General features: G+C 44.0%; 11 protein-coding genes. 1 reads left to right on the top strand and 10 read right to left on the bottom strand.

From position 1 onward, the window contains the following. Positions 1–19 precede the first annotated feature (19 nt). The 9 genes from WC496_00390 to WC496_00350 form a co-directional block, all read right to left on the bottom strand. The gene (locus tag WC496_00390) at positions 20–796 is read right to left on the bottom strand and encodes a prepilin-type N-terminal cleavage/methylation domain-containing protein (protein MFA5291470.1); all 777 of its coding nucleotides are present in this window, start codon (positions 794–796) and stop codon (positions 20–22) included. 167 nt (positions 797–963) lie between these two features. Next, a complete protein-coding gene (locus WC496_00385) occupies positions 964–1461 on the bottom strand; it encodes a prepilin-type N-terminal cleavage/methylation domain-containing protein (GenBank protein MFA5291469.1) in 498 nt (165 codons plus the stop codon). Positions 1462–1593: 132 nt separating this feature from the next. Next, positions 1594–2589 carry a prepilin-type N-terminal cleavage/methylation domain-containing protein gene (locus tag WC496_00380; protein MFA5291468.1) on the bottom strand — a complete coding sequence of 332 codons (996 nt, stop codon included), beginning with the start codon at positions 2587–2589 and terminating at the stop codon, positions 1594–1596. 142 nt (positions 2590–2731) lie between these two features. After that, positions 2732–3727: a type II secretion system protein gene (locus WC496_00375; GenBank protein ID MFA5291467.1), complete on the bottom strand. Its 996-nt coding sequence runs from the start codon at positions 3725–3727 to the stop codon at positions 2732–2734. 161 nt (positions 3728–3888) lie between these two features. Then, a complete protein-coding gene (locus WC496_00370; GenBank protein ID MFA5291466.1) occupies positions 3889–5133 on the bottom strand; it encodes a type II secretion system F family protein in 1245 nt (414 codons plus the stop codon). Between the two features lie 105 nt (positions 5134–5238). Further along, positions 5239–6987 carry a type II secretion system ATPase GspE gene (gspE, locus tag WC496_00365; protein ID MFA5291465.1) on the bottom strand — a complete coding sequence of 583 codons (1749 nt, stop codon included), beginning with the start codon at positions 6985–6987 and terminating at the stop codon, positions 5239–5241. 311 nt (positions 6988–7298) lie between these two features. Further along, on the bottom strand, positions 7299–8435 hold the full coding sequence (locus WC496_00360; GenBank protein MFA5291464.1) for a type IV pilus twitching motility protein PilT: 1137 nt from the start codon (positions 8433–8435) through the stop codon (positions 7299–7301). Positions 8436–8455: 20 nt separating this feature from the next. Next, positions 8456–10168 (bottom strand): GspE/PulE family protein, encoded by a 1713-nt coding sequence (locus WC496_00355; protein ID MFA5291463.1) that lies wholly within the window; start codon positions 10166–10168, stop codon positions 8456–8458. Positions 10169–10234: 66 nt separating this feature from the next. After that, positions 10235–11479, bottom strand: a complete 1245-nt coding sequence (locus WC496_00350; protein ID MFA5291462.1) for a competence/damage-inducible protein A — start codon at positions 11477–11479, stop codon at positions 10235–10237. 384 nt (positions 11480–11863) lie between these two features. On the opposite strand from WC496_00350, the gene WC496_00345 reads away from it, so the two are divergent. Further along, a complete protein-coding gene (locus WC496_00345) occupies positions 11864–12844 on the top strand; it encodes an endonuclease NucS domain-containing protein (protein MFA5291461.1) in 981 nt (326 codons plus the stop codon). Between the two features lie 85 nt (positions 12845–12929). Here the strand turns inward: WC496_00345 and WC496_00340 are convergent, their stop codons facing one another. Next, complete coding sequence (locus WC496_00340; protein ID MFA5291460.1) at positions 12930–13964, bottom strand: alcohol dehydrogenase catalytic domain-containing protein; 1035 nt, start codon at positions 13962–13964, stop codon at positions 12930–12932. Positions 13965–13970: the final 6 nt, after the last annotated feature.

Genomic DNA, 13970 nt, shown 5'->3' with positions numbered 1-13970 from the left:
AGAACACAGAGATAATTATTTATTTTTCAATCAACGCGCCTGTATAAGGATTTACATACACAGGCTTAAGCCCATTTAAATAATCCATTTTTTGGCCGTCCGTTAACATCGTTCCAAACTTTTCACGGTCATAGATAACAAATTTATTTCGGCTTTGTTCCTTATCAAGACCATCGGCAGGATAATCATCCTGCAAAAACATTCCGACGCCGGATTGTACCTGCGTTTTTGTATTAAAAACATCGTCCTTGCTACCGTTTGTAGTTAATCCATCCTTGTTTCTTGTCTGAACATCGTGAATTACAAGCCTGCCTGCCTGTGAAAATAATATCGAAAATGTGGTGGCGTTAGAAAGCGCCGCATCGCCGCTAATAGAACTTATTCCGGTTAAATCCATTACACCGATATTTTCCGGCAGCCGCATAGGCTTATAACCGTCAACGGCATGAAACTCATCGGTAAGGGTGCTCTGGTCTTCATCGTGAATTATAAAAATCATATACTGGTCGGCTTTCTGCAGGCCATCCTTATCATAGACTTTTTGAAATCTGACGCCGGCGTATTTCTGCCGGCTGATTGCGAGCGTTCTGGCAGTAGAAAGTGCCGTGCTAATCATTCCTTCGGAACCTGTGGAGTCAAAAGACTTCTGCATCGCGTTTATCGCCGGCATCGAAAGGCCGACAAGGACAGCAATTATCCCAATAACAACAAGCAGCTCCACCAGCGAAAAGCCTGCCCGTCCGGGCGGGGCTGTCCTGTTCTTTTGGTTTCGTTTTTTTTTAAGCACAGGTCTCATTTTTAAATCCGAAATTCCAATATCGAAATCCGAAACAAATCCGAATTACAAAAACCTAAAAATGACCAAAACAACTTATTTTGAACATTCGTATTTCGTATTTTGATATTGTTTCGAATTTCGAGTTTCGTGCTTCGAGTTTTCATTTTGAATTTCATATTTTTTTATTATCTGCTGGTAAGATTATCATCGGTTTTGTTAAAATCCTTATCGGGGCCGGCTGAAGTAATTACAGGGAAATTATCCTGTTGAACTGTATTTTTTATGTAATCATATTTCATTGCCGTGCCCCATGCGTCAACAACCTCTGGGAAAATCTTCGCCGGAGATTCATTCGTATTAACATTTACTATCAGCGAAGGCTTTATCTGATTAAGAATTTTTTTAGCCTCCGGTGCGAGAGTAAGTTTGTAATACAGTTTTTCCACAGGGAGGTCACAGCCAGCAGGATAAGTCGCATTGGGGTCCGGGAAAGAGCCGTAGAAATCATAATACTGCTCAAGCGCGCCGGTGAGAATCTCTATTGTCGATTCGGTAAGTTTTATCTTTGCCTGCGTTTCGACATAATTGCTGACAGAATAGAGTCCCGCCGCCAGAATCGCCACAATGGCAACGGCGACCAGAATCTCTATCAATGTCATACCATTTTTTTTTATCATCAGCATAAATCACATTTAAATTTCGGTATAGGTATAGGTATCGGTAAAGTCGCGTAGAATGATGTCGGTTTCGGTAACGTCCTGAATGTCCGCAACATGCAACGTTACCGTTACCCATACCCATACCCATTTTTATCATCACTCAAAATTGGGCTCGAAATTACAAATATCGTCGTTCGTTCCATAAAGGCCGTCGGAGCCTGCCGAAATCAAAATAAACGAGTCCGGCCTAACAGGCCTGCCGCAACTGTTGGCCGGCGGGGTTACAATCGGTATCATCGTATCCCTGATAAAATTATAAAAGGTACTGCCGTTCGGAGTCGATTCATAAAGCTTATGGGGTTTTTTATTATTTATCCCGGTAAGTATGGTTGGATAATTATCAAAATAGTTATAGATGTTATTTAAATGGCTATCCACGGTCGTACTGGAGATAAGCTGCATATTAACCGGAGAAGGGTTGGCCCTGAAATACAGAACAGGTGTGCCGATTTTGTATGTTTTCCCGCCGATTTTTTTGCTTACCACAGCAAAAGCATCGCAAATCACATAGTTGTCCGGATATTTCAAGTCTGTTAAATTGGCAAATATATCTTTAGGCTTAAAAACGCCGATGTTCGTCCTGTCAAGATAAGGCCCTTTGCGTTTGCTAAGGTTTACAGCGTCAGGATTCGAGGGATAAAGATTTACCGGAGTAGGGGAATTACTATCATAGCCATTCGCTTTGAATACAGAATTACGATGAACGCCGAGCAGGTCATAGCCTACAAGTGCCTCGGCAAGTGTCTGGGCGCCGCAATAGTTAATACCGTCATTAGCCGGCAATGGATCAAAACTACTGCCGTGCGATGGCGGATACTCGCCAAAGTCGTTTTTATAGAGATTCGCGGCGATATCGATACTGCTGATTTGCGCTTTCTGTCTGGCTTCTATTGCGAACTTTTTTACCTGTCCCAGTGCCGGCAGCAGTATTCCTATAAGAATCGCAATAATCGTCAGCGTCGTCAAAACTTCGACCAGCGTAAATCCCGCTTTAGCCACTAAGCCACTAAGACACGAAGTTTTAAAATAAATATTTCTATTTTCTTTTAGTGCCTTTGTGCCTTTGCGACTATATTTTTTTTCGGTCTTCATTTTTTGCCCCTTTTTTGCCGTTAAGACACCAATGGCTTGGCCATCCCTTACGGGAGACACAAAGTAATGTCATTCCCGCGAAGGCGGGAATCCATTCCAATATTTTCTTTCGTGCCTTAGTGCCTTTGCGGCTATTTCACATTTATTGCGACTGGAAATTATAAATATCGTCCGCTGTTCCATATATAGCATCGGCACCGGCTGATATCAGGATATAGCTATCCATATTATATGGCCGAGGCTGAGTGATAAACGTAGGGTTAGTAATAGTTTTATAGAAAATCCATCCGCCATTCTTTTGGGGTGTTTCAGCATTATTGTATGCCTGGTCAAAATGATGCATATTTGTAGCTATTGGATTCATCATCTGATACAAATTAATGAGTTCTTCGTTATCCATACCGTTGTATATACTGCCTGTCTCATTGACATCGGCATAATCAACCGTACTATTTGCATCAACATTCGGGAAAAAAGTTGCATGAGTATTGGCCTTGTAATATAAAATCGGCGAACCAGCCATCTTGGTCGTTCTGTTTGCCAAAGTAACCTTCTTTGCGAGATACACATCGGTTAAAACCGGAGCCGGCTTACTAATAGTACCTATTCTGGCGCCTGTTTCGTCCCTGTCTCCCGGATAAACAACGGCGGCAGCGGTATCATTATTACTATACAACTGACCAACTCCAAACGCTTCCACCTTATCCGGATTGAGATAAAGCTTTGTTCTATTACCAAGACTGAATGTTACCTGAGCTGGAGTAGAACCATACGCCTCAATTGCGTAAATAGCGTCGCTGTTTGGGTCAAGCTCATCTTTCTTTGCGTCCCAGCTCGACATATTGTCACGTCCAAACAAATCCCTTCCGACAAGAGCCTCGGCGAGTTTTTGGGCGCCTACAGTATAAACATTGCTTGTTTTCGATATCGCAGAATCAGGATACGCCAGATTGTCGGCATAATAGCCTTCCAAAGCCGCATCGATAGCGTGAAACTGCGCTTTTTGACTTGTGTCTTTTGCAAGTTTTCTGACCTGATTAAGAGCCGGCACAAGCAGGCCCATCAGTATGGCTATAATGGCCATAACTGTCAGAAGCTCGACAATCGTAAAACCAGATTTTCTTTTTTTCGTTTTCATTTTAATTGCCTTTCCTATAAACGTTATTATTTCATTTTCAACTGCCTGTTTAGCAGACTAACTCATTCTTTCAGCCACAGAGGACACAGAGATATAAAATTTTAATTCTAATTTATTCGTGTTCATTCGTGGTTAAATTTTTCAATATTAAGTTATAAATTTTACATTAAAGACGTAATAATCTTTACCATCGGCAAAAATATAGCGAGCACAATCACGCCTACGGTTCCGCCGAGAACGATAATCATTATAGGCTCAAGCAGACTCATAAGAGAGCCGACGAGCACATCAACTTCTTCATCGAAATTTCCGGCGATTTTCATAAGCATCTTGTCCATATCGCCCGTTTCCTCGCCGACATCAATCATATTCACCACGAGGCTGTCGGTGGTCTTCGAGATTCTGAGCGGATTTGCAAAGGTATCGCCCTGCCTGATTGCGTTGTACACCTTGCGAAGCATAGTCGAATAAACTTCATTTCCCGCGGTGTCGGCGGTAATGTTTATCGCCTCGAGTATCGGCACGCCTGCGCTGATGAGAGTGCCAAGCGTTCTTGTCCATCGCGCTACGACTGTTTTATAGACCAACTTGCCTATAACAGGCAAATGAAGGTTAATGGTATCAAGGATATATCTGCCGATAGCGAACTGTCTTATAAGGCGCAGTGTAAATATTATTATAAACGGAATCGCAATCATCACGGCCCAGCCGTACTGGAACGCAATCCAGTTACTGATTGATATAAGGATTCTTGTAAGGGCCGGCAGTTCTCCACCGGTCATATCCTTTAAAATCGTACTGAATTTCGGAATAACACCAAGCATCAAACCCATAACGATACCGAAGGCAGCGCCCATAACGACAACCGGGTAAACCATCGCGCCCTTAATTTTGGCTTTCAGCTTGGCCGCCTTTTCCATAAAATCGGCAAGTCTGGACAAAATGACATCGAGAACGCCGCCGACCTCGCCTGCCGCCACCATATTCACAAATAATCTGTTGAACGCCTTTGGATATTTTCCAAGCGCTTCGGAAAGAGTTGAGCCGCTTTCAATATCATCGCCTACGTAACCGATAATCTTCTTAAAAGTACCGGGCTTTTGCTGTTCTTCGAGAATCCGAAGCGAACGCAAAATCGGCAGACCGGCATCCTGAAGAGTCGAAAGCTGTCTGGCGAATTGTGTAAGCTGTTTTACTCCCACACTGCCGCCGGCACCCCTGCGGGATTTCGGTTTGGTCGATGCAGCCTTTTTCTCACGCACTCCGCCCTTGGCTTTGGGAGGCTTCGTAGGGAAATATCCCATATTGCGGATTTTACTCAGCGCTTCATCACCGCTGAGAGCTTCGATTTGCCCTTTTATTTCCTGCCCGCTGGCATCTAACGCTTCATATTGAAAAACCGGCATATATCACCTTTTATTAAATTCCGTTTTCGGTATCGGTAACGGTAACGTTAGCTATACCGAATCCTAAACTCAAATCTTCATTCTTCAATTTTCAATCTTAAATCGCTACTGCTCTTCCATTACTGTTTCCTTGACAACTTCTTCTATCGTTGTCACGCCGTTATATATCGCATTAAGTCCTCTTTCGCGAAGTGTCGTCATACCGACCTTTTTCGCCGCAGTTCGCAGCACATTTGTCGAGGCATGGTTCATTACAAGTTCGCGCATTTCATCGTCAAAAACCATTATTTCATATATTCCCATTCGGCCTCTGTATCCTGTATTATTGCACTGGTCGCAGCCCCGGCCGTAATAGAACGTCTTGCCCTGCACCTTATCCGGCGTCAAATCAAGTTCGAGAAGCTGCTCTTCAGTCGGTTCATAAGCCTCTTTGCAGTTTTTGCATATTTTTCTTACAAGCCTTTGGGCGATAATTCCTTCGAGGGTCGCGGTAATCAAAAACGGCTCAAGACCAAGGTCCAAAAGTCTTGCGATTGCGCTCGGGGCGTCATTGGTATGGAGCGTTGTAAAAACAAGGTGTCCTGTGAGCGAGGCCTGCGAGGCAATTTGCGCCGTCTCAAGGTCACGAATTTCACCGACCATTATCACGTCAGGGTCCTGACGCAATATAGACCTAAGACAGCTTGCGAACGTAAGACCTATGTCAGGTTTCATCTGCACCTGAATAATGCCGTCGATATCATACTCAACGGGGTCCTCCGTGGTAATCAGCTTGCTGTCGATAGTATTAAGTTCCTTAAGCGCCGAATAAAGCGTCGTCGTTTTTCCGCTGCCGGTAGGTCCCGTTACAATAAGAATCCCGTTGGGTTTCTGCATAAGCTGACGTACCATACTCATATCTTCCTGTGCCATGCCGAGGTTCTCGAGCTTCAAATCGAGCTGTGACCTGTCAAGTACACGAAGCACGACGCTTTCGCCGAACATCGTCGGAAGAATAGCGACACGCAGGTCAACCTGATGACCCTGGACGGTCAACGGAATTCTGCCGTCCTGAGGCATTCTTCTTTCGGCTATGTCAAGATTTGCCATAACCTTTATTCTCGAACTTATGGCTACGGCTATATGTTTTGGCGGCGGTATCATCTCATAAAGCACGCCGTCAATTCGGTATCGCATCTTGTATTCGTCTTCGAAAGGTTCAAAGTGAATGTCCGAGGCCTTGTCTTTTATGGCCTGCAAAAGTACGAGGTTGAGCAGTTTTTTGACCGGGTTCGATTCGGCAAGTTCTTTAAGCTCGCTGAGGTCGATACTCTGGTCTCTGCCCGCAAATTCTCCGAGAAAGTCGTCACCTTCAAGCTGACCGATAAGGTCGTTTATACTCTCTTCTTCCTTGGAATAATATTTTTTGAGGACCTCATCGAGTTCGGCAGGTGAAGCAACTTTGGCCTGAACCTTAAATCCCATCAGCGTGCTTAAATCGTCGGTCGCTTTGAAATTATCCGGACTGTCGATTGCCACTATCATAGTGTTTTGAATTTTATCGTATTCGAGCGGCACTACCCTGTAGGCATTGGCCATCTGAGCAGGTATTTGGTCTATTATGGATTTTTCGATATCCATGCCGGCCAGGTCGACATATCCCATTCCCCTTTGCGCCGCCAGTGCCTTTTTTAGCTGCTTATCATCTATCATTCCCAATTCGATCATCACCTGCCCGAGAAGAACCCCGCCGCCTTTTTTCTTCTGAACAGCTAAGCATTGATGAACTTTATCCCTCGTTAAGATTCCCATTTTAACGAGAATTCGTCCTAACGTCCTGCCTCGCAACTGCTCTATTGGAATGTCTCTGGCCATATCAGACCTCCAACTTAATTCTTAATCGGTAAATTATCTTTACCCTTCTAATAACAATATACGTTCATAACACTATGTTAGCAAGAAAATTATGTATGCGACACTTGGTATTTAAAACAATTTAGTAAAAACAAATCTGTTACCACTATAAATATTATGGTTTAAAATTGGTAAAATGAACAATATAATATAAAAATCTAAACCATAAATATTGTTACAACAAATACTTTTATGAAGAGGGATAAAACCGCAAAATTAATGACAAAAAGAGTCTCCTTCTTTTCAAGTCCACCTTGACCGCTGAATAAAATTTAGCTGGAAACCCCAATAATAGGACCGATATTTTCAAGTTCCCTTTTCATTTCTTCGGTCCTTCCGCCCATTTTCTTTTCGGCCTTTTCGAGCATGACACTTGGCTGTCTGGCCTTGTCGAGCATCTCTTCAAGAGTAATCCTATCCTTATCATAGAGGTCCCATAGATGGTCATCCAGCAATTGCATACCGAGATTCTTTCCGGTTTGAATACTCGACTCAATTCTATAGGTTTTATTCTCACGAATAAGGTTTGCAATGGCAGGCGTTACCACCATAAATTCATAAGCAGCGACTCTGCCCTTGCCGGCCTTTAACGGACAAAGCGCCTGGCTTAAAACGGCGATAAGATTTGTGCTCATCTGCACCCTTATCTGCTCCTGCTGGGCGACCGGGAAAGTATCGACAATTCTGGTAATCGTACCCTGACAGCCTGTGGTATGCACGGTGCTGAACACAAGGTGTCCGGTTTCTGCCGCACGGAGAGCATTTTCCATCGTTTCAAGGTCTCGCAACTCGCCGACAAGGATTACGTCAGGGTCCTGCCTTAGTGCCCTTCTCAACGCCTCGGCAAAATTCGGTACATCGGTTCCGACCTCACGCTGATTTACAATCGATTTTTTGTGCTGATGATAATATTCAATAGGATGTTCAACTGTTATTATATGCCGGTCGAGAGTCTCATTGATATAATTAATCATACTCGCAAGCGTAGTTGTTTTACCGCTTCCGGTTGGTCCTGTTACAAGAAAAAGCCCTCTTGGCCTGCGACACAGCGCAGAACAAATCTTCGGCAGTCCTATTTTTTCCAGGCTCATCAGCTCAGAAGGTATTAATCGCAATACGAGAGTTACATTACCTTTCTGACGGAAAATCGCTGTTCTGAACCGGGCCTTATCGCCGAAGGCAAAACCAAAATCTGTACCGCCGACTTCCTGAAATTCCTGCTGATTTTTGTCTGGAGTTATACTCTTCATCAGCGCACTTGTATCCTCAGGCTCAAGTACCTTGGTCTCAAGCGACCTCAATCTGCCGTGAACTCTTAACACCGGCGGCCTGCCGACAGTAAGATGCACGTCTGAACCGCCCATTTTTATACACGCGTCAAGAAGCCTGTCTATATGTACCGTAGCCATTTTAAAATCCTGTCAAAATATTAATCGAGTACCAAACCTTCCGCCTGTGAATGTTTCGAGACTTCTTCAGGCGTTGTTATTCCTTTGAACACTTTTTCCCTGCCGTCTCCGAGCAGGGTTCTCATACCTCCGGCCTTTGCGGCCCTTCGCAGCTCCGAAGCAGGAGCCCTGGCAAATGCAAGTTCTCTCAACTCGTTATTCATCTCGAGTATTTCAAAGATTCCCTGCCTGCCCTTATAACCGAGATTATGACATTTATTGCAGCCTGCGCCTTTATACACAGGATATTTTTTCAAATCGTCCGGCCCGATATTGAGCAGCCTCAGAAAATGCGGGTCAGGATGTTCATCGACAATTTTACAAGCCGGGCATATTCTTCGCACAAGGCGCTGTGCCATAATAGCCTGAATTGAACTTGCGACAAGGAAAGGCTTTACGCCCATATCAATCAAACGCGTAATCGCGCTGGAAGCGTCATTGGTATGCAGAGTGCTGAAAACAAGGTGGCCCGTAAGTGCGGCCTGAATAGCGATATCGGCAACCTCGCCGTCACGAATTTCGCCGACGAGGATCACGTTCGGCGCCTGACGCAGCATTGCTCGAAGAATTTTGGCAAAAGTAAGCCCAATGTCCTCTTTCACCTGGCACTGGTTAATGCCCGCTACGTTATATTCCACCGGGTCCTCAGCGGTAATAATCTTTTTGTCGGGTTTGTTAAGCTCTTTCAGTGCCGAGTAAAGCGTCGTACTTTTTCCGCTGCCGGTCGGTCCTGTAACAAGGAATATACCATTCGGTCTTTTGATAATTTTCAAAAATTTCTGATTGTCTTCATCGCCCAGACCCAGTGCCTGGATACCAATATTAATCGACTCCGGCTCTAAAATACGAAGCACAGTACTTTCGCCATGATAACCGGGGAGCGCAGAAACACGGAAGTCAACCTTCCTGCCTTCGATTTCTCTCTGAATTCTTCCGTCCTGCGGCAGTCGTCTTTCTGAAATGTCCATTCCCGATAAAATCTTCAAACGGGCAAGTACCGCCGGCTGCATATGCTTGGGAATAGTATCCCTTTCGGCACAAACACCATCGACACGATAGCGAACCCTTACACGGTCGGCCATCGGCTCGATATGAATATCGCTTGCCTTCATACGGACCGCTTCGTCAATCATCATATTGACAAGCCGAATAACCGGTCCTTCATCATCTTCCTCCGCGTCGGCGGCCTTTCTTATTTCCTCTTCAATGGTATGGCCTTCTTCGGCGAGCTCGGCGGCGGTGGCATCAATACTGCTTCTTACCTCGTCTATACTTCTGTCGATGAAGGCGCGAATCTTCGTAGGACTTGCGATACTGCAGTCAATTTCGCTGTTAAGCCTGAAACGCAGCGTATCAAGCATATCAAGGTCAAGCGGGTCGCTGATAATCAGTTTTAACCTGCCGTTCTCCTTGCTAATCGGCAAAACACCATACTTCTGAACGACTTCTTCCGGAATAAGTTTTAATGTACTCTGGGAAATGGGATGCCTGTCAAGGTCTATATATTCAAGACCAAATTGATGAGCAATAGCCTTAGTAACGTGGTCTTCAGAAACCAGCCCCATCTCGATCAGCGTTTCGCCGATTCTTTTGTTCTTCTGCTGAGAGGTTTTCAGGGCGTCAATAAGCGCTTCTTTGCTAACCAATCCGCTTTTGTAGAGTATTTCGCCTAATTTTCTTCGGCTTTTTGCCATAAAACGTATAGATACACTCCAATCGTGTTATTTATACTATAACTATATCAATATCGGCCAAAGAGGTCAATTACCCAACTTCAATCTGAGTAAATTAAGTAAAGTTTGAGCTGTTCTTAGTCTGATAAAATCCCTGTTTCTTGGTCCGAATAAAAATCTCTCCGTTTCGGCACCTCTCGATGAAGCTATGGAAATATATACCAATCCCACAGGTTTTTGTTCAGTTTCGCCCTGCGGGCCTGCAATTCCAGTAACGGCAACGGCGAAATCCGCACCTGATTTTTTCCTGGCCCCTTTAGCCATCGCCGCGGCAACCTCTCTGCTGACGGCACCAAACTGTTCTATCAGTTTTTTTTCTACGCCAAGTTCCGATATTTTCGCCTCGTTGCTGTAAGTAACCCAGCCGTAAGTAAAATATCCGCTCGAACCCGGCACATCGGTAATCATTTTGGCGATAAGGCCGCCTGTACAGGATTCGGCTGTCGCTAAAGTCTTTTTTTTCTCTAAAAGTTTCTGTCCGACAACTTCAGCAAGACTCTGCTCGTCCAAACCGTAAATAAGCTCGCCTAAAATGCCGCGAAGTCTTTCGATATCCTTTGCCGCCATAATCTCGGCACTGCGCTTATCCTGAGCGCGGGCGATTATATGCAGCGTGATGATTCCATGATCGACAGTGCAGTTTACAAGCGGATTCCTGTCGCGTGCCATCATATCGCCCATCATCTCGGCGATTGCCGATTCGCCTGCGCCGATACATCTGATTTTCCTTACAACCAGACAATCGCTGTGAGAAAACTTTTTCAGCTTAGGCAAAATCGACTTGTCGAACATCTGTTTCATCTCGCTCGGCACACCGGGAAACGAGGCAATTATTTTTTTGCCGTCTTTGTAAAATATTCCCGGCGCGGTGCCGAGTTCATTTTCGATAGCAACAGTGCCGGCAGGAAGATAGGCCTGAATTTTGTTTTTTTCCACCAATGGCCTGTTTATGGCCGTGAAGAAATTTTCTATCTTCTCATAAATTTCAGGATGATATTCAAGTTTGACATTCAGGAATTGTGCGATTCCATCTCTCGTAAGGTCGTCGTCCGTCGGGCCGAGACCGCCGGTAATTAAAATGATATCCGCTTTGCCGGAAGCGTATTCAATGGCGTTTTTAATCTCCTCGATGTCGTCGATAACGGCACAGCTATAAACTATGGGTATAGATACCGTAAGCAATCGGCTTTGCAGCCAACTGCTGTTTGTGTCAACGGTATTGCCGTTTAAAAGCTCATTGCCAACGCTTATTATCGCAGCATTATTTTGCATAAGCTGTAATTATAACCCAAAAAAGAGATTTTGACAAATAATACAATAACTATAGTAATATAGCACGTGATAGACACATTATTTGCCAAATTAAAAGTATATCCTAACCCTAATTTTCAAATTTTATAAAAACCATCCCTAAATCATAGTGGAAATATAAGGTTTGTTAGATGAATTTTTCACTTTTTTTAAAAAATTTCAATTTCTTTCGGCCAATTTATCATGTTGCTTACGATAATATAATAGAAAGACAATACGCCGTTTTAAAGCAATATAAGACCGTCAGTTAAAAATATTGATTTTCAAGACAGGTTTGGTATTATATTGGAAATGAGGCTCAGAGGCATAGTTGAACAAAAAGGACTTTAATATAAAGTGTTAAAGATGAAAGAGTCAGACCTTGAATCAGTACTTGCCAAATATCCTGACTTAATAGAAACCGGGTTGATTTTGACAGGACGACAGGTAACTGTATATGGAAGAAGAATGGATCTTTTATTTGACGATAAGCATAAAAGAAAGCTTATCGTAGAATTAAAAGCGGGTCCAATAAAAGATGAACATATTGGCCAAATCCTTTCATATGAAGGTATGCTTCTTTCCGCAGATAACCCGGATATAAGAGTTATGTTAGTTGGATCTCGTGTCCCGCCTAACATTCAAAAGACCTTAGACCATCATGGCATTGCTTGGAAAGAAATAAAATTAACATCATTAAAAGAATTTCTTGCTAATAAAGGTGATAATCAATTTGATAATCTGTTTGAGGATGAGATTTACCCTTCTGTCAAGATGACGAAAAATGAAACAAACAATAATGCTTCTATAGATAACACAAAAGGAGGTATTATGAAGGGCAATACACAGCAAGCTCCGTTGCCAATTATGTTCAATACAATTTTGCGTAATGCAGGGTTGTCACCGGCCGATGTTCGCCTTATCCGGCACAAAGACAAAAGAGCGACCAAAGGTCATACACCTTACGAGTTGTGGTGTGAGAACCGCCCACGGTTTGAAAAGTACCAATCCGAACAAGAAATAAGGGCTCGAAAGAAGTTCACAGCACCGTACTGGGCAGTATTCATTGTCGATTTCAACGATGATACGATGTTTGCGGGGCTTTATGCTGTGAGGTATCAAGGACTTTTACCCAAAGACACTCTCTCGTCGCATGTGGAAGGCGATGTTTATAAAGCCGGAAGTTGCGATGTCTATGACCTGACGTTGCAGGACAGGCTGAGTGATTTCATTGGGAAGCTGTTTATTGATTGGGGACTAGGATATAAAGCATGGGTACAATATGCTGACCGGCAAGACAAGCCAGTCGTATGCTTGAACAAAGGCATCAAAGCAGACGCGGACTAACCGTTAAACTGTGGACAGGTACCCGCTTTTTAAGTCCAGTGTGGTAATTTTACTTACTTCTTTTCCAGCTAACCCTATGCCCTAATCAAAATTCAATCATCGCTTTGATTACGCCGTCTTTGTAGCCGGCAACAATTTCAAACGCCTTTATCCCATCCTTAAAAGCGAATCTGTGCGTAACCATAAAATCAATATTCACTTTTTTATCCGCGATAAGTTCAATAGACTCTTCGGTTGTGCGGTTCTGTCTGCGGATATTTACAATCGTAATTTCTTTTCTGCGCGCATAGTCAATGCAAAACGACATCGTACTTTCACGCGGAATGCCGACAAGAACAAGTTTCCCGCCCGGCCGTAAAATTTCAAGGGCCTGGTCAATCGTACTCTGCTGGCCTGCGCATTCGTAAACGACATCGACGCCGAGCGGTTCAAGTTTTTTTATCTGTTCGACAATATCAGCTTCATCGGGATTGCCTATCCAGTCTGCGCCGTGTTTTTTGGCGACAGCAAGTCTCGAATTGATTTTGTCTGTCATATAAATTTTCTTTGCGCCTTTTATTCCGGCCGCGGTCATACAGCTAAGTCCTATCGGGCCGGAGCCGAGTATCGCAATTTTTTCGCTGTAAGGGCCCTGACTCTGTTTTACCGCATATAAGCCTATCGTGAAAGGTTCGCACAATGCTGCCTGGATAAGTGTAAGCTTGTCATTGATTACAAGGCAGGCTTCTTCGGGCATAACCATATATTCGCAAAGACAGCCATCGCCCTGACCGGGAGTGCCGAGAAATGTTAAATTTCTGCAGGTATTTTCTCTGCCCATTTTGCACTGGTCGCACTTGTGGCAGGAAACGGCAGGCTCGATAACAACGTTATCGCCGACTTTGACATTTTTTACGGCTTTGCCGACCTGCGTAACTGTAGCTGAACATTCGTGTCCGATTCTATACGGATATGTTACAACCTGGGCGCCGACTCTTCCTGTTTCGTAATAATGCACATCGCTGCCGCAGACACCGACCGCCGCGATTTTGAGCAGCACATCGGTATCATTTACTATTTTAGGCTGCGGAACATCAAGAAATTCCAGTTTCTTCAAACCAGTAAGAGCAAGAGCCTTCATTTCAAA

The sequence above is a fragment of the Phycisphaerae bacterium genome, from assembly GCA_041652575.1.
Lineage (GTDB): Bacteria > Planctomycetota > Phycisphaerae > Sedimentisphaerales > UBA12454 > UBA12454.
Note: the sequence above shows the minus strand (reverse complement) of the source record. Positions and strands in the feature narration are given on the sequence as shown.